We start from the raw sequence: 15561 nt of genomic DNA on the forward strand, positions 1-15561 counted from the left end.
TTTTCTTTATCATATCGGAGAAAAGGGGCATTCTGCAAGTAGCTTTCAACCTTTCGCCATGCAATTACTCCATTTTTACGTTATAATTTGAGAGATGCATTTAAATACATACTTTTGAAAGGAGGATTCAATTGCCCTTAGTTTTCGCAATATTTATGCCTATTGTTGTTGCACTGGTGATTCCTTTTCTATTTAAGAAAATTTCAAGCATTCATACAGGATGGTTTGTCTTAATCGTTCCTGTAATCCTCGTTTGTTTTTATGCGACGTACATACCATCTATTATGGATGGAACCACTAATATGGACGTGCTTCCTTGGATTCCATCCCTTGGAATCTCATTTGTTTCATACATAGACGGATTGAGTTTACTCTTTTCCTTACTAATTACGGGTATTGGATCGTTAGTTGTGCTTTACTCGATTTTTTATTTGGATAAGAAAAAAGAAAAGCTTGGTAACTTCTACGTATACTTATTAATTTTTATGAGTGCAATGCTAGGAGTCGTTCAATCGGACAATTTAATCAGCTTGTACTTCTTTTGGGAATTAACGTCCATATCCTCTTTTCTTCTAATTGGCTATTGGTATACAAAAGATGGCTCTCGTTTTGGGGCCTTAAAATCAATGATGATCACGGTATTTGGTGGCCTTATGATGCTGGGAGGTTTTTTAATTCTCGGAATCATTGGGGACACTTTTTCTATTCGTGAACTGATTGCGCAAGCTCCAACACTTGCTGGACGAGATCTTTTTGTATTGGCACTTGTACTTGTGTTACTTGGAGCATTTACAAAATCTGCACAGTTTCCTTTTTACATTTGGTTGCCTGATGCAATGGAAGCTCCTACTCCCGTTAGCGCATATTTACACTCTGCAACAATGGTCAAAGCAGGATTGTATTTAGTCGCACGTTTCACTCCTATTTTTGCATTTTCTGAAGTGTGGGTTTGGCTTGTAACCGGAGTTGGTATTCTCACACTATTTTGGGGTTCTTTCTTTGCAATCAAACAAACAGATTTAAAAGCGATACTTGCTTTTTCTACAGTTAGTCAGCTTGGTTTAATCATGTCCCTACTAGGAATTGGCTCAGTTGCTTATCATGTTACTGGAGATTTAGTAACTACATTTACATTTGCAACGTTTGCAGCCATTTTTCACCTTATCAATCATGCAACTTTTAAAGGGAGTTTGTTCATGATTGCGGGGATAGTGGATCATGAAACCGGTACAAGAGATATCCGTAAACTTGGCGGTCTTATGAGTTTAATGCCTATCAGCTTTACGATTGCATTAATCGGAAGCTTGTCAATGGCAGGAGTTCCACCGTTTAACGGATTTTTGAGTAAAGAAATGTTTTTAGATGCTGTTCTCAATTTACAACATTTTGATCTTTACGCAATGGAATCTTGGAGTATTTTGTTCCCTGTAGTTGCGTGGATTGCAAGCGTATTTACATTTGTTTATAGCTTGTATTTTGTTCTCCATACATTCCGTGGAAAACATAAACCGGAGCAGTTACCAAAAGCTGCCCACGAAGCACCAATAGGAATGCTTATATCTCCTGGAATATTAGCTACACTTGTCGTAGTTATATTCTTTGTCCCAAATTTTGTTGGACGTACATTTATTAAACCGGCAGTAGCAGCTATTCAACCTTTAGCTTACCAAGTTCCAGCAGATGTTGGGTTTACGATAAAAGCTTGGCACGGCTTTCACTCTACTGCATTATATATGACGCTTGGAATATTTTTAGTTGGTTTTATATTATTTAAAACAATTCCAAAATGGTCTCCAGTTTATGAAAAGCTTCCATCTAAATTTACGTTAAATAATATGTATGAGGGTTTGACCCGACTTACAGATGGAGGAGCTAATCGTTTCTCATCCATTTATATGACCGGCTCTATTCGCTCCTACTTTGTATACATGTTCACTGCAATTATTGTATTACTTGGTGGAACGATGTGGCTGAAAGATGCCTTCGCTATAAGCTTTGAAAACCTAGCACCTATTCGTTTTTTTGAAATACTTATTTCCATCATTTTAATCGTTAGTACTATTACTATTTTAGTTACTAAGTCAAGATTAACTGCGATAATCGCCCTTGGAGCAGTAGGCTACACAGTTGCATTGTTCTATATTTTGTTTAAAGCACCAGATCTTGCATTAACACAATTAGTAATAGAAACAGTTTCTGTCGCTTTATTTTTAGGTGCATTTTATCATTTACCGAAAATGAATACACATGAAAAAGGAAAAGAAGATCGTGGTTTCCGTTTAGGTAACTTTCTTATTGCCCTTGGAGTAGGAGTGATGGTAACGTTAATCGCCATTTCGTCTCACTCTCAAAAACTTATTCCTTCCATCTCTAAGTATTATAAAGATACTGTCTATACGGAGGCTGGTGGCAAGAATATCGTAAACGTTATTTTAGTAGATTATCGTGGATTTGATACATTGTTCGAAATAAGTGTCTTAACGATTGCCTCACTTGGAATCATTGGGATGATTACTTTACGTCTTGTAAAAAAGAAAGGAGATAGAAAAGTTGAAAACAAATGATTTAATTATTCAAACAACTACTAAAGTAGTTTTCTTCATAATTTTTCTATTCTCCATTCATATCTTTTTTGCAGGGCACTATGCACCAGGCGGAGGATTTGTTGGCGGATTATTAATGTCAAGTGCCATCATTTTATTACTACTTGCATTTGACTTAAAAACGGTGAAAGAAATGCTTCCAGTGAACTACACAGTCGTGACCGCAATTGGATTGTTAACCTCCCTCGCAACGGCTGCTGGTTCTATTTTCTTTAATGTTCCTTTCTTTACGCATGTATATAGCGATTTCAACTTACCGCTTCTAGGGGTAACGTCGATTCATACGGCGATGTTTTTTGATACGGGTGTTTACTTAGTTGTTGTCGGAGTCACAATGACCATTATTCAAATGATCGGAGGAGATGAATAATGGAAATATTAATGTCCATTTTAATCGGCTTTCTTTTCATGGCTGCCGTTTATTTAATCCTTTCCAGAAGTTTACTTCGAATTATTATCGGCACTGGCTTGTTAAGTCACGGAACACATCTCTTGCTGATAACAATGGGCGGTTTAAATGGAAAGGCTGCTCCAGTTTTAACAGATGGTATTACCGACTATGTCGATCCAATTCCGCAAGCATTAATATTAACGGCTATAGTAATCAGTTTTGGCGTAACAGCCTTTTCTTTAGTGCTTGCTTATCGTACATATAAGGAACTTGGTACAGACAATATGGAATTAATGAAAGGAACAGAAGACAATGATTAATTTATTATTATTTCCAGTCCTCATCCCGTTCCTTTTTGCAGCTATTTTATTGTTTTTCCCTAAAAAAGTGAAGGCTCAGCGAATAACTGTGATGATTGGGCTTTTATTGGCTCTGGCATCAGCCATAGTGCTTTTAGTAAAAGTAAAATCGGATGGCGTTCAAAGTATTACATTAGGTAGTTGGGCTCCTCCATATGGCATCACGATGGTTTCGGATATGCTCTCTGTTTTGTTAGTTACATCTTCCCTTATCATTGCACTCTTCGTTGTTTGGTACAGTTTTACTTCTATTGGAGAAGACCGAGAGAAGGCATTTTACTACCCAGCGATTATGTTCATGTTAACAGGTGTAAACGGCGCTTTTACAACCGGCGATATTTTCAATATGTTCGTTTTCTTTGAAGTACTTTTAATGTCTTCTTATGTACTCATCGTTTTAGGGGGAGAAAAAGGGCAGTTAAGAGAATCTATTAAGTATATTCTTGTGAATATCGTTTCCTCTTCGCTTTTTGTTATTACTGTAGGGTACTTATATTCCGTTGTTGGAACATTGAATATGGCTGATATATCTATCAAACTTGCGGAAATTGGCCAAGCAGGTATTATCACCGTAATAGCTGTACTTTTTCTCATCGTATTTGGTATTAAAGGTGCTATCTTCCCTCTGTTCTTTTGGTTACCTGGGTCATATGCAGCCCCTCCAATGCCAATATTGGCTCTTTTTGGGGCATTATTAACTAAAGTAGGTGTTTATGCGATTATACGGACGTATACATTGTTCTTCACAACTGATATCGGATTTACTCATGAACTTCTCATGATTATTTCTATCCTTACAATCATTGTAGGATGCATTGGTGCACTTGCTTACTTCGATGTAAAACAAATTATTATTTACAATATTGTGATTGCAGTTGGAGTTATATTGTTTGGTGCATCTATTATGAATGAAAATGGGATGCTTGGTTCTATGTTTTATTTAATCCATGATATTTTAATAAAAGGGGCATTGTTTTTATTGATCGGGATTGTGATTAAGTTAACCGGCACATCCGATTTGCGTAAAATGGGTGGACTTATGAAACGATACCCCGCATTAGCATGGAGTTATTTAATTGCAGCGTTTGGACTTGCTGGGATTCCTCCTTTGAGTGGATTTTTAGGCAAACTTTTAATTGTCCAAGGGGGGCTTGAAAACGGTCATATTTGGCAAAGTATATTCATCCTTGCTTCTAGCTTAGTCGTTTTACTTTCTGTTATTCGTATTTTCATCTATGCATTTTGGGGTGAAGAGAAAGTCGTACAGGAGATTAGTCCAAAAACGTATCGTCATTTATTAGCTCCGGCAATTTGTTTAGTTGCTATCACTGTTTTATATGGTGTTGGTTCAGAATTTGTAGTTCCATTTATGAAGGATGCAACAACAGTATTACTAGACCCTTCCGTTTATACGGATGCAGTATTTAAAGGGGTGAAATAATGGCTCTTCAAATATTATTGAATGTTGTAATCGCTTTAACTTGGATGTTTTTATCCGTATCATTTAAACCATCAACCTTTATTGTTGGCTATGTACTTGGATTATTAATGCTGTGGATGCTACGAAAATCTTTTTCTTCCAGATTTTACTTGGAAAGAATTTGGGCAGTTATTAAGCTCGTTATTTTATTTTTAAAAGAGCTAACATTATCAAATATCGCCGTTTTGCTGTTAATCATTAAACCGAAAATGCCAATTCGTCCCGCTATCTTTGCAATGCCTACTGTCCTTGAAAAAGATTGGGAAATTACACTATTGTCCAGTCTTATCACCCTGACACCGGGCACAATTGTCATTGATATTTCGGATGATAATAAAATCCTTTATATTCATTCTATTGATTTTGATAACGTAGATGATGCCATCAATTCCATCAAGGATACGTTTGAAAAGGCAATCTTGGAGGTGAGCAAATCATGACAACTTTTCTTTGGACAATCGTCGTACTTATAGGTATATCGCTTTTGGGCTTTTTATATCGCCTTGTGAAAGGACCTACAACTCCAGACCGTGTAATTGCCCTAGATGCTATTGGAGTTGGGATAATCTCGTTGATAGGGCTCATATCCATCCTATTTGATACAGGATATTTCTTAGATGTTATTTTACTCTTAGCGATTCTTTCCTTCATTGGTACTGTTGCTTTTTCTAAATTCACGGAGAAGGGAGTAATTATTCAACGTGACCGTAATAGCTAATATTCTTATCATTGCTACGATTTCTTTTGGAACAATCTTTATCTTGGTTACTGCTATTGGGTTAATACGTCTTCCGGATGCCTATTCACGAGCACATGCGGCATCTAAAAGTGCAACACTTGGTGTCATGAGTATCTTACTCGGTGTATTTTTTCACTTTTGGTTAATTGAAGGTAGTTTCAACTCACACATTTTGTTAGGAATAGTCTTCCTTTTTGTCACAGGACCAGTTGGAGGACATATGATGGGTAGAGCTGCTTATATATCTGGAGTGAAAATGTGGGATAAATCAGTACGAGATGACCTTGCCGAAGTTGTGAAGAAAAAAAGAGAACTTGGAAAATAAGAAAGCTTTTGCAACCCGCAAATTCTGCGGTTGCAAAAGCTTTTTGTATTTTAGTAATAACCACCATCATAATATGTTGGGTATTGGTATGGATAAGGTTGATAAACTGGATAAGGTTGGTAAACTGGATATCCTCCGTATCCTCCGTATCCATAACCTCCATATAAAGAAGAACCTAATAGACCTCCGACTAATCCCCCTACGAACGGGCTTCCGAATCCTCCAAATCCGAAACCGGGTCTTCCAAAACCAAATCCAGGGCCTCTAAAACCTCCGAAACCAGGACCTCTAAAACCGCCAAAACCGGGACCTCTAAAACCGCCAAAACCGGGACCTCTAAAACCTCCACCCCGAAATCTTACCATGCTTCTCCTCCTTTCCCCTCAGTGTATGCCACTCGGGAAAGGGAGTCTGTGCGTTTGCCCTACTCTTCGTCTGCCATTCGTTCAATCAGCGTTGCAAGTGTTCGTACCATTACACCTGTTCCACCTTTAGGACCGAAATCATGAGCAGACTTTGTGTCAGATGTCCCAGCAATATCTAGATGAATCCATGGTGTATTTTCTACAAATTCTCCTACAAATCCACCACCAAAAATCATATGGCCATCTCCACCAGGTGAATTATTAAGATCTGCAACATCACTTTTTCGAATACGTTTTTTATCACTTTCTGTTAGAGGTAATCTCCATGTAAATTCACCAGTTTCAATGGAAGATTCCATAAACGTTTCAAAAAACGCTTCATCATTTGTTAATGCTCCAGTTTTATCATATCCAAGTGCAGTTATGACGCCTCCAGTTAACGTCGCAACATCAACAATATAGTTAGCACCTTGTTGTTTTGCATATGTCACAGCGTCGGCTAAAACTAAACGACCTTCTGCATCTGTATTTAAAATCTCAATTGTTTTCCCGCTCATGGAAGTAATGACATCATCTGGTTTAAAAGCATTTCCAGAAATCATGTTATCAGTAGATGCAATAACTGCAAGTACGTTTTTGTTTGGACGAAGCTCACCAATAATTTGCATTGCACCTAGTACTGCTGCTGCGCCTCCCATGTCCCCTTTCATCCCAACAATTCCAGTCTTTGTTTTAATAGAATAGCCACCAGTATCAAATGTAATGCCTTTACCTACTAAGGCAACTACATCTTCCCACTTTTCGGTTGCTTGATATTTTAATACGATTAATCGTGGTTCTTCAACGGATCCTTGGTTAACAGCGAGAAGAGCCCCCATGCCAAGCTCTTCAATTTCTTTTTTACCTAAAATCTCTGTTTCGAACTCATATGTATTACCAAGTTCTCTCGCGTATTCCCCTAATTGCGTCGAGGTAAGTACGTTTCCAGGACTATTCACTAATATTCTAGCTTCATTTACAGCATCTGCATAAATAGTTCCTACTTCAAAATAAGAGACAACTTCTTCCTCATCTTCATTTGTTAATAGTTCAATAGCTGATAAGTAATAATCGGGCACATTAGAAGTTGTTTTGTATCCTTCATAAGTGAAAGAACCCATACCAAGTCCTTCAGCTGCCAAATAAGCTACATCAGCATCCAGAATAGTTTCTGTTGTGAAGGAAGGAACCCAAATTGCTAATGATTCTGGCTTGCTTGTTAAAAGTTCTTTTCCAACTAGACCAAACATTTCGCGGATATTCTCTTGTGTTAATTGTTTACGATCTCCAATTCCAACAAAAAGAATTCTCTTAACACCATCTTTATTTGCAACAGGCACTTTTACAATCTTTTTAAGATCAGAAGAAATATCCCCGCTCTTCACCCAATCCATAATATGTGCGCCAAAACTTTCTAAGAAATCGCTCCAATTGCTTGTATTCTCTACATGTTTGGAAACAGCGACTACTAATGTTTCGGATTGAATTTCCTCGAATAAAACAGCATTTGTACTAATAATCATTATTTTTCCTCCTAGTAATTCGGATACATATTAATTATATAGGAAGAAGATACATTTTTCGAATAGTTTGAATGTGTTATACTAGTCTTACTGAATATTTAAGATGAAAGGCGGTGTCTACTTTGGCAATCCTCCAAAATACTCCATTATTGGCGGCACTTTTTTCTATTTTCTTTGCCCAGTTCGTGAAAATTCCGATTCATTTTTTAATGACCAAGAAATTAGATTGGAAATTATTCACTTCCACCGGTGGAATGCCTAGTTCTCACTCAGCTGCTGTTACTTCGCTTTGTACTGCAATTGCATTTGAATCAGGCTTAGATTCTCCACTTTTCGCAGTGGCTACCGTTTTTGCTGTAATCGTCATGTTTGATGCTACTGGTGTCCGTTTTCAAGCTGGACAACATGCCATAATCATCAATCAAATGCGGGCAGATTTTCAAACATTTGTTGAGCAAACAAAGGGATGGGCACAAAAGAAAAATGAGGAAAAGATGAAAGAATTAAAAACCTTGCTTGGTCATAAACCAATCGAAGTTTTAATGGGAGCACTTACAGGTATTGCAATTTCAATTGTCATATATAACACTTTGGTATAAGACAATGAAAAGAAAAACGCAAGCGTCCTTTAAGTGCACACTATCTTTACTATTTCCGGAGTGCTTTGGACGAAACATAAGCTACACTATTAACGATGAATTTTATAGAGGATTTGGAAGTGACTGCGTCACTTCCAAATCCTCTTTTTCGGTAATCTTGTGGCGGTTGTTTGTCCGTCGCCTTCTTGAAATATGTTAAGACATAATGCATTTGTTTTGGTTAATGAGAGAATAAATCGTTTCCTATTCTTTTAAAAGCGGACGAAGATGCAATTTCGTCCGCTCAGCGCTTCTTTATCAATTGATACTATCTATTTTTCTCAAGTACCACCTACTCTAATTATACACCCACTGATTCTTGTATACTGTGTACGGTAAAAATAAAAAAACTAAAGATCTAACTCTTGAAATTATACTAAGAATCCTTTCTATTACTGGATTCTTAGCGATAGCTGCGCAAAATCTTCTTGTTAGGTACTACCAACTTAATGGATTGTAGTGAAAGGTGGCGACTCCAGCCGGAGGCCAACAGGATGTTGGTCACGAAGGCGTTGCCACACGATGTGGCGATCTTAGCCTTTGTTCCTCTGTGAGACTGATAAGCCATCACAACGAACGCGTGAGCGGCGCCCCCTTGGAACGCGTCCACCTGAAACGGGAATCCGAGGTATTATTTAATTCTTTAAGTACTATGAGCACTGGTTTTGCAGGATGATAATCCGTATACCTTTGTATGAAAACAGCGGCATTACTCATATTCAAAAATTAATAGGATATCCATCTTGAATCAAAATAATACCAGTTTAATGCTAAAATTAGCTTTTTTCATGGTAGATGGCGGCTTATACGAAAAGTCAGCCATGGTAGTTTCTTATCTTTAAAAAAAGGATAACTCATTAAGGAGTTATCCTTTTTTCTTTTAGAACATTTGATATCCATTTTTCCTAAGATATTTCATCACAAAGCCAGCTGCAATTGCTCCCACTAATCCACTAGATAATATGATGATATCCGCAGCATGTAGAGAAACAATTTTATGCCCTAAAGCAGAAAAAGCAGTTCCTGTTTTCGTAAAATAATCAAAAAAGCGTACCTCATCAATAATGAGAATTACTACTATTGGATAAAGAACTGCCATAAACCAAGTCATTCGTAAAAGCATATTCAATAAGAAGGCGATTCCGAAAAACATCACAAAAAATATAAGAACTGAAAGTATCATTTGTACGATCATAAAGTCCATAATCTATTACCTCCGTAGCATCTTTAAATAGTTTACCTTAACGGAGGCTAGTATTCAATGTACTTGTCTAATTTCACTTATTTGTCATAATCAATTACATCTTCCCTTACATGGCCCAGTGTGTGCATACGCCACTATATAAAGTTACAGTCTTTTTTTGCCTGATCCATTGCAACAACTGCAAGTTTCAGATCCCCCTAATCTTAGTTGAAAATAACCTTTCCCTTTACAATATGGACAATGATTTGGATTTATTTCCTTTTTAAATCTCACCCTATACCCCTCCTTATATTTTTAATATTCAGATAATATATCATATAATTTATTTTTTGTAAATAAAAAACACAAAAATATATTTTTTGTGTTTTTTCAACAACTATTAAAAAAAGAGCTTATAGCTAGTATAACCGAAAACAACCCCAGGATTAATGCCTTCTATTGTTTGAAAACCAACTGCTATTTTCTTCTGTGCCAGTTCCTGAATCATGACAGAGGCTTCTTCACTCAGTCTTAATACTTCTGGATGTATCCACTGTACTTCATATAATTCGGAAAGTTGTGCTTGTAGAATTGGGTCTTTTTCTTTCGGTGTAAGTAAAAAAATTGCCATGTTATCACTGATTTTATTGTGAATAACTCCACTTCTAAAACCAATCATTTTCTCCACTTTACACTCAACACCTGTTTCTTCCTTCACTTCTCTCAGTACTGCTTCATCTATAGTTTCCTCTTTGTTTACAAATCCTGCTGGAAAAGACCATCTTCCATGAAGACCACCATATCTCTTTTTAACAACAAGCCACTCTCCACGATGATTTACTACGAGCCCTGCTACTCCTAACCAAATACTACCTCTATCTTCTCTAGCCATATAAATAACCCCTTTAAAAAAGCTCTCACTGTAAATATTTATACAGTGAGAGCTTAAAGTAATTAATATAAATTAAAAAGAGAATTTACCTTTTTTCAACAATAGTGGAACTCCACCGATCATGTAAAGCGCACGGTTATCGATAACTTTTTTCATGATAGATGCTTTCGTTCCAGTAATTTTTCTACCCATTACATCACCAATAGCATCGTGTTCTCCAAGTGAACATACTGTCCCTTTTAGAGCAGGAACGAATTCTTCTGTTGCATTCCCTTTCATTAAAGCAACAATATTTTTTGCAATAGTTACTGCTTGTTGCATTGCAATTTGTGCAGTTGGGGGATACGGACGGTTAACTTCTTCATTGATCATAAGTGCACAGTCACCAACGATGAATACATCTGGGAAACCAGGAGCACGCATATCTTTTTCTACTTTAACGCGAGCACGCATGTTTTCAATACCTGACGATTCAATTAGACGATTTCCACGAACTCCAGCTGCCCAAACAACTGTACCAGCTTTGATAAATTCGAATTCATCTTCGCCTTTTTTAATATTAACACCTTCTGGAGTTGCTTCCACTACAGGTGTACCGATAGAGAATTCAATTCCTTTAGACTCTAATTGTCTTACAGCATATTCTACTAATGCTGGATCAAAACCAGGAAGTACCATTGGAGCAGCTTCAACACAAACTACGCGAACTTTTTCTTTTGGTACATCATATTCTTTGCAAAGTTCAGGAATTCGATTTCCTAATTCACCTAAGAATTCAATACCTGAGAATCCAGCTCCACCTACAACAATTGTTAAGCGTGCATCATCACGAACTTCTTCTGTTGACCATGTTGCAAATTGATATTCAATATGATCACGAATTTGACGAGCTGCATTCACGTTAGCAATAGAAAGTGCATATTTGTCTAAACCAGTAATTCCGAATGTTTCTCCTTCAAAGCCTAAACCAATTACTAAGTAGTCATATGTAAATTCACCAGCACTAGTTGCAATTTTTTTGGTATTAACATCAATTGCCTCAACTGCTGCTTTCACAAATTTTACTTTGCTAGAATTTATAACATCTTTTACATCGTAACGAACTTGGTCAGGACGTAACGTACCAGCAGAAGCTTCATGCAACCAAGTAGATTCATAATGGTAATCATTTTTGTTTACTAGAATAATATCTGCATCATCTGCACCTACTATCTTTTGAAGGTTAACTACTGTAGTTAATCCACCATATCCTGCGCCTAATACTAGAATTGTCGGTCTTTTCACGAAGATCGCAACCACCTTTAATATATTTTTTAGAAGACCCCTATGATTAATATTCACCATGTAGGGCTCGTTCTTTGCCATGTTCACGACAAAAAACCCTTAATGCCTATATTAGACCTTTTATCACATGATTTCAACACATAGTTACAGGTATTATTAAGGTTTGAATTTACTGATAACTCCAAATGAAATACTTATTATAACTACGAAAGATTAACAGCTCTCTGGTGTACCTTCTTTTTTAGCTGTTTTAAACGAAGAACCACATCCGCAAGAAGCGATTGCGTTGGGATTTTCGATGGTAAACCCGCCCCCCATCAAGGATTCTTTATAATCTATTGTGGTTCCATTTAATATGGATGCATCTTCTGTAGAAACTACTATATCGATACCATGTTGATGAAGTTCTAGATCATCTTCATTTTTTTCTTTTTCAAAACTCATCCCGTAAGAAAGACCGCTGCATCCACCACCATTTACTGAAACACGAAGCATCGAGCCCTCTTCTCCGTTATGTGTCATCATTTCTTTTACGCGGTAAGCTGCCGCTTCAGATAGAATCACTACTTCTGTCATCTGAATCACCTTTCCTTCCTTTTATATATCATATCAATGTTTTAACCTTGTAGACAAGGAATACTACCTACAAAATCTATAACATCTTTCGCAAATTTTTAATTCATTTAGGAAAGTTTAAATGTTTACTAAATGAAGATAATTACTTAGCATTCAACAAAGTTATCAAGTATAATAGAACTAGTTAGTTATTGGGTGAAAAGAGGTTTAATAATGGAATTATCTCCTTATTATCAAAAAGATATAGAATGTTTGCATTGTAAAAAGAAATTTAAAACGACAAAGGTCCGATCTAAGTTTGTTAAAGTGGAAGCAAATGAAACAGACTTTCAACCAATCTATCAAAATAAAGAGGTAAATCCACTTCTCTATAATGTATTCGTCTGTGAGCATTGCGGTTTTTCATTCACAGAGGACTTCACAAAATATTTTACCCCTGGAGTGAAAGAGATAATCCAACAAGAAGTTGCAAATAAATGGGTACCTCACTCTTTTGGAAATGAAAGATCTATTGAAGAAGGAATTATGGCTTATAAACTAGGAATTCATATTGGCGCTCTAAAAAAAGAAAAGTTTATCAATTTAGCTGGTTTAGCATTACGGACTGCTTGGTTATATCGACTACAAAATAAGGAAGATCAAGAAAAACGATTCATGGAAATTGCACGTGATCGTTACGCAGATTCTTATTCTACGGAAGATTATAACGGAACACAAATGTCAGAAACACGTGTCCTCTATTTAATAGCAGAATTATCAAGAAGAATTGGTGATATCGAATTTGCAACACGCTATTTTTCTAAAGTAATCGAAAAACAAAGTACGTCCATTGAACCAAAAATAATTGAAATGGCAAAGGAACGCTGGCAAGAAATACGCGAGAGTAAAGAAAAAGAAGCCCTGCAATAGGCTTCTTTTCGTTATATTCTTTTAAAAAACTTGTTCTACTTCTATTATTCCTGGAACTTCTTCCAGTAGTGCACGTTCAATACCTGCTTTTAAAGTAATGGTTGAACTTGGGCAGCTTCCACAAGCTCCTAAAAGGCGTAGTTTTACAATACCATCTTCAATATCTACAAGTTCACAGTCTCCCCCATCACGAAGTAAAAATGGGCGTAATTTATCTAAAACTTCTTGAACTTGTTCATTAATTGTATCAGTCATATCTATCGACTCCTTTCACTATAATCATTATAATGTGAAGTAAGAAAAAAATCCAATAAAGAATTCGAAGGAGATCTGCTAATATGGGCAATCACGCATTAAATATAGAAATTTATGGAGCAGACATAATGTGCGCCAGTTGTGTAAATGCACCATCCTCTAAGGATACATACGAATGGTTGCAAGCAGCCATCGACCGAAAGTTTCCAAATCACCAAATTACATTCACCTATATCGATATCGAACAACCAATTGAGAATGAAAAACAGCAAAATATTGCAAACCGAATTGCCGACGATGAATTTTTCTACCCACTTGTCATGATTAATGATGAAGTCATTGGCGAAGGTTATATTCAATTAAAGCCAGTATATGCAGCACTTGAGAAGTATGGGTATACTAGTGAAGTAGAATAATTAAAATACTTATAGACTGTTGGATGTTTGAGAGTGATGGATCGAATATTACTACTTATTGATCGATTAACCATTTAAACAATAATAAAAAGCATCGAAACGCTTATTAAATAAACGTTCCGAAGCTTTTTTTATCCATTATGACGCTTATACATCCACAGCAATCCAGATTTCATCAGCCTAGCAATGCGCCCGGTCACTGAAATATCTGCTAAGTAAGCAAAGCCTTGTTTCTTCCCAAGGGATCCCATAAAACCTTTTAGTTTAATTTCAGGCATTTTTTCTGGCAGAGGAAAGTTCTTCCAACGTGCTTGTAATACTTTCACGATTTGTTCTGCTTGTTCTTCTGCAAGTTGAGCACTTGGTGCAAAAGCAAGGGATGCACAATCTCCTACTACGAATACATTTTCATATCCAGGTAAATCATGATATTGCGTTAATACGACACGACCAGAACTATCTTTTTCGCCAGGTAACGCGCGTACAGGAGCAGCTGGTTGAATCCCTGCTGTCCAAACGACAACATCCACAGGTATTATTTCTTCATGATTGTATAATTTATTTGTTTCAACTTTTGTTATATTTGAGTTGCTCACAATTTCTACATCATTTGAATCAAACCATTTTTTCACATAATTACTTAAACGCTCTGGAAAATCTCTTAATACACGTGGACTGCGGTCAAATAATTTAATTCTTAAATCTGGACGACTTTCACGCAGTTCACTAGCAAGCTCAATTCCACTTAGGCCAGCTCCAACAATTCCTACAACAGAGCCTGACTGTAAACCTCCTAGCTTGCTGTAAGTATCACGAGAACGTCCAATCGTTTGAATACTATACGTAAATTCATCCGCACCAGGTACTCCGTGATATTTATCCTCACAACCAAGACCGATTATTAAATCATCGTATTTAATTGCTTGTCCATCTGCTAACAATACTTCTTTACTTTCCACATCAATTTCTAGAATTTCACCATATTTAATCGTTAATTTTTGGTTTTCAGGAAATGCCACACGGATTTCATTATCTGGAGATGTTCCAGCTGCCAACGCATAAAATTCTGTCTTCAAACTATGAAATGGCGTTCGGTCTATTAATGTGATTTCTACATCATCTGGTAAATTGTTTGGCAATAAGCGAAGTAAAACGCGCATATTACCGTATCCTCCACCTAACAATACTAATTTTCGCATAATATTATCCCTCAACTTTCAATGTCTCTTCAAATTATAAATGATTGTGATGGTTTTCACAATAAGACTTCTAAATTGACGGATGAATTAAAATAGAGTAGCATGACGGAGTAATGAGGTGACAACTATGAATCCAATGGTTGAATTTTGTATAAGCAACCTTGCAAATGGTTCTCAGGAAGCATTTGATATTTTGGAACAAGACCCCAATTTAGATGTATTAGAGTATGGTTGTTTAAGCTACTGCTCACTGTGTTCTGAAACTTTTTTTGCTATTGTAAACGGTGATGTGGTGGAAGCAGAAACGCCTAGTGAACTTGTAAAAAACATATATAAATACATCGAGGAAAATCCTTTATTTTAAAAGACTGCAGAGTAATCTGCA

20 protein-coding genes are annotated in these 15561 nt (G+C 36.6%); 11 read left to right on the plus strand and 9 right to left on the minus strand.

Annotated features, from left to right (window positions below):
* Window positions 1–131 precede the first annotated feature (131 nt).
* From ACEPXG_RS12600 to mnhG, 7 genes are read left to right on the plus strand one after another with little or no spacing between them, the layout of a single operon-like run.
* Window positions 132–2564: a Na+/H+ antiporter subunit A gene (locus ACEPXG_RS12600; RefSeq protein ID WP_391202901.1), complete on the plus strand. Its 2433-nt coding sequence runs from the start codon at window positions 132–134 to the stop codon at window positions 2562–2564.
* The gene (locus ACEPXG_RS12605) at window positions 2551–2973 is read left to right on the plus strand and encodes a Na(+)/H(+) antiporter subunit B (RefSeq protein WP_151700708.1); all 423 of its coding nucleotides are present in this window, start codon (window positions 2551–2553) and stop codon (window positions 2971–2973) included. Before ACEPXG_RS12600 ends, ACEPXG_RS12605 begins: the two co-directional genes overlap by 14 nt.
* Window positions 2973–3314: a Na(+)/H(+) antiporter subunit C gene (locus ACEPXG_RS12610; protein ID WP_391202904.1), complete on the plus strand. Its 342-nt coding sequence runs from the start codon at window positions 2973–2975 to the stop codon at window positions 3312–3314. Before ACEPXG_RS12605 ends, ACEPXG_RS12610 begins: the two co-directional genes overlap by 1 nt.
* A 49-nt stretch (window positions 3315–3363) precedes the next feature.
* On the plus strand, window positions 3364–4794 hold the full coding sequence (locus ACEPXG_RS12615; protein WP_391209892.1) for a Na+/H+ antiporter subunit D: 1431 nt from the start codon (window positions 3364–3366) through the stop codon (window positions 4792–4794).
* Window positions 4794–5273, plus strand: a complete 480-nt coding sequence (locus ACEPXG_RS12620) for a Na+/H+ antiporter subunit E (protein WP_391202907.1) — start codon at window positions 4794–4796, stop codon at window positions 5271–5273. Before ACEPXG_RS12615 ends, ACEPXG_RS12620 begins: the two co-directional genes overlap by 1 nt.
* Window positions 5270–5551 carry a Na(+)/H(+) antiporter subunit F1 gene (locus tag ACEPXG_RS12625; RefSeq protein ID WP_391116625.1) on the plus strand — a complete coding sequence of 94 codons (282 nt, stop codon included), beginning with the start codon at window positions 5270–5272 and terminating at the stop codon, window positions 5549–5551. The genes ACEPXG_RS12620 and ACEPXG_RS12625 overlap by 4 nt, the downstream gene beginning before the upstream one ends.
* Window positions 5535–5897 carry a monovalent cation/H(+) antiporter subunit G gene (gene mnhG, locus ACEPXG_RS12630; RefSeq protein ID WP_391202910.1) on the plus strand — a complete coding sequence of 121 codons (363 nt, stop codon included), beginning with the start codon at window positions 5535–5537 and terminating at the stop codon, window positions 5895–5897. The genes ACEPXG_RS12625 and mnhG overlap by 17 nt, the downstream gene beginning before the upstream one ends.
* 50 nt (window positions 5898–5947) lie before the next feature.
* Here mnhG and ACEPXG_RS12635 read toward each other — a convergent pair whose 3' ends face one another.
* Entirely contained in the window at window positions 5948–6262 is a 315-nt protein-coding gene (locus tag ACEPXG_RS12635; protein ID WP_391202913.1) for a hypothetical protein, read from the minus strand.
* 59 nt (window positions 6263–6321) lie between these two features.
* The gene (locus ACEPXG_RS12640) at window positions 6322–7824 is read right to left on the minus strand and encodes a leucyl aminopeptidase (RefSeq protein WP_391202916.1); all 1503 of its coding nucleotides are present in this window, start codon (window positions 7822–7824) and stop codon (window positions 6322–6324) included.
* A 122-nt stretch (window positions 7825–7946) separates the two neighbouring features.
* Between ACEPXG_RS12640 and ACEPXG_RS12645 the strand changes: the two genes are divergently transcribed.
* Window positions 7947–8423 carry a divergent PAP2 family protein gene (locus ACEPXG_RS12645; protein ID WP_391202919.1) on the plus strand — a complete coding sequence of 159 codons (477 nt, stop codon included), beginning with the start codon at window positions 7947–7949 and terminating at the stop codon, window positions 8421–8423.
* 919 nt (window positions 8424–9342) lie between these two features.
* Here the strand turns inward: ACEPXG_RS12645 and ACEPXG_RS12650 are convergent.
* The 5 genes from ACEPXG_RS12650 to ACEPXG_RS12670 all read right to left on the minus strand — a co-directional run bounded on the left by ACEPXG_RS12650 (window position 9343) and on the right by ACEPXG_RS12670 (window position 12397).
* Entirely contained in the window at window positions 9343–9666 is a 324-nt protein-coding gene (locus ACEPXG_RS12650; protein ID WP_151700717.1) for a YuiB family protein, read from the minus strand.
* A gap of 144 nt (window positions 9667–9810) precedes the next feature.
* Window positions 9811–9939, minus strand: a complete 129-nt coding sequence (locus ACEPXG_RS12655) for a YuiA family protein (RefSeq protein ID WP_391116633.1) — start codon at window positions 9937–9939, stop codon at window positions 9811–9813.
* Between the two features lie 106 nt (window positions 9940–10045).
* Window positions 10046–10537 (minus strand): NUDIX domain-containing protein, encoded by a 492-nt coding sequence (locus ACEPXG_RS12660; protein WP_391202923.1) that lies wholly within the window; start codon window positions 10535–10537, stop codon window positions 10046–10048.
* Between the two features lie 72 nt (window positions 10538–10609).
* Complete coding sequence (locus ACEPXG_RS12665) at window positions 10610–11821, minus strand: NAD(P)/FAD-dependent oxidoreductase (RefSeq protein ID WP_391202926.1); 1212 nt, start codon at window positions 11819–11821, stop codon at window positions 10610–10612.
* A gap of 213 nt (window positions 11822–12034) precedes the next feature.
* A complete protein-coding gene (locus ACEPXG_RS12670; protein ID WP_391202929.1) occupies window positions 12035–12397 on the minus strand; it encodes a HesB/IscA family protein in 363 nt (120 codons plus the stop codon).
* 213 nt (window positions 12398–12610) lie between these two features.
* Here ACEPXG_RS12670 and ACEPXG_RS12675 point away from each other — a divergent pair, with 213 nt between their 5' ends.
* Entirely contained in the window at window positions 12611–13306 is a 696-nt protein-coding gene (locus ACEPXG_RS12675) for a DUF2225 domain-containing protein (protein ID WP_391116661.1), read from the plus strand.
* A gap of 21 nt (window positions 13307–13327) precedes the next feature.
* Here ACEPXG_RS12675 and ACEPXG_RS12680 read toward each other — a convergent pair whose 3' ends face one another.
* Window positions 13328–13561: a NifU family protein gene (locus ACEPXG_RS12680; protein WP_151700722.1), complete on the minus strand. Its 234-nt coding sequence runs from the start codon at window positions 13559–13561 to the stop codon at window positions 13328–13330.
* A gap of 83 nt (window positions 13562–13644) precedes the next feature.
* On the opposite strand from ACEPXG_RS12680, the gene ACEPXG_RS12685 reads away from it, so the two are divergent.
* Window positions 13645–13977 (plus strand): YuzD family protein, encoded by a 333-nt coding sequence (locus tag ACEPXG_RS12685; RefSeq protein WP_391202932.1) that lies wholly within the window; start codon window positions 13645–13647, stop codon window positions 13975–13977.
* 131 nt (window positions 13978–14108) lie between these two features.
* Here ACEPXG_RS12685 and ACEPXG_RS12690 read toward each other — a convergent pair whose 3' ends face one another.
* Entirely contained in the window at window positions 14109–15176 is a 1068-nt protein-coding gene (locus ACEPXG_RS12690; RefSeq protein WP_391202934.1) for an NAD(P)/FAD-dependent oxidoreductase, read from the minus strand.
* A 127-nt stretch (window positions 15177–15303) separates the two neighbouring features.
* Between ACEPXG_RS12690 and ACEPXG_RS12695 the strand changes: the two genes are divergently transcribed.
* Window positions 15304–15540 (plus strand): YuzB family protein, encoded by a 237-nt coding sequence (locus ACEPXG_RS12695; protein WP_391116667.1) that lies wholly within the window; start codon window positions 15304–15306, stop codon window positions 15538–15540.
* Window positions 15541–15561: the final 21 nt, after the last annotated feature.

Origin of the sequence: Psychrobacillus sp. L4 (assembly GCF_042944905.1) — a bacterium.
Taxonomy (GTDB): Bacteria; Bacillota; Bacilli; order Bacillales_A; family Planococcaceae; genus Psychrobacillus.

Excerpts from the sequence above, each read along its gene's own strand:
- ACEPXG_RS12610 (WP_391202904.1), top strand. The coding sequence starts at position 2,973 with ATGGAAATATTAATGTCCATTTTAATCGGCTTTCTTTTCATGGCTGCC.
- ACEPXG_RS12620 (WP_391202907.1), top strand. The coding sequence starts at position 4,794 with ATGGCTCTTCAAATATTATTGAATGTTGTAATCGCTTTAACTTGGATG.
- ACEPXG_RS12625 (WP_391116625.1), top strand. The coding sequence starts at position 5,270 with ATGACAACTTTTCTTTGGACAATCGTCGTACTTATAGGTATATCGCTT.
- ACEPXG_RS12635 (WP_391202913.1), bottom strand. The coding sequence starts at position 6,262 with ATGGTAAGATTTCGGGGTGGAGGTTTTAGAGGTCCCGGTTTTGGCGGT.
- ACEPXG_RS12640 (WP_391202916.1), bottom strand. The coding sequence starts at position 7,824 with ATGATTATTAGTACAAATGCTGTTTTATTCGAGGAAATTCAATCCGAA.
- ACEPXG_RS12650 (WP_151700717.1), bottom strand. The coding sequence starts at position 9,666 with ATGGACTTTATGATCGTACAAATGATACTTTCAGTTCTTATATTTTTT.
- ACEPXG_RS12660 (WP_391202923.1), bottom strand. The coding sequence starts at position 10,537 with ATGGCTAGAGAAGATAGAGGTAGTATTTGGTTAGGAGTAGCAGGGCTC.
- ACEPXG_RS12670 (WP_391202929.1), bottom strand. The coding sequence starts at position 12,397 with ATGACAGAAGTAGTGATTCTATCTGAAGCGGCAGCTTACCGCGTAAAA.
- ACEPXG_RS12675 (WP_391116661.1), top strand. The coding sequence starts at position 12,611 with ATGGAATTATCTCCTTATTATCAAAAAGATATAGAATGTTTGCATTGT.
- ACEPXG_RS12680 (WP_151700722.1), bottom strand. The coding sequence starts at position 13,561 with ATGACTGATACAATTAATGAACAAGTTCAAGAAGTTTTAGATAAATTA.
- ACEPXG_RS12685 (WP_391202932.1), top strand. The coding sequence starts at position 13,645 with ATGGGCAATCACGCATTAAATATAGAAATTTATGGAGCAGACATAATG.
- ACEPXG_RS12690 (WP_391202934.1), bottom strand. The coding sequence starts at position 15,176 with ATGCGAAAATTAGTATTGTTAGGTGGAGGATACGGTAATATGCGCGTT.
- ACEPXG_RS12695 (WP_391116667.1), top strand. The coding sequence starts at position 15,304 with ATGAATCCAATGGTTGAATTTTGTATAAGCAACCTTGCAAATGGTTCT.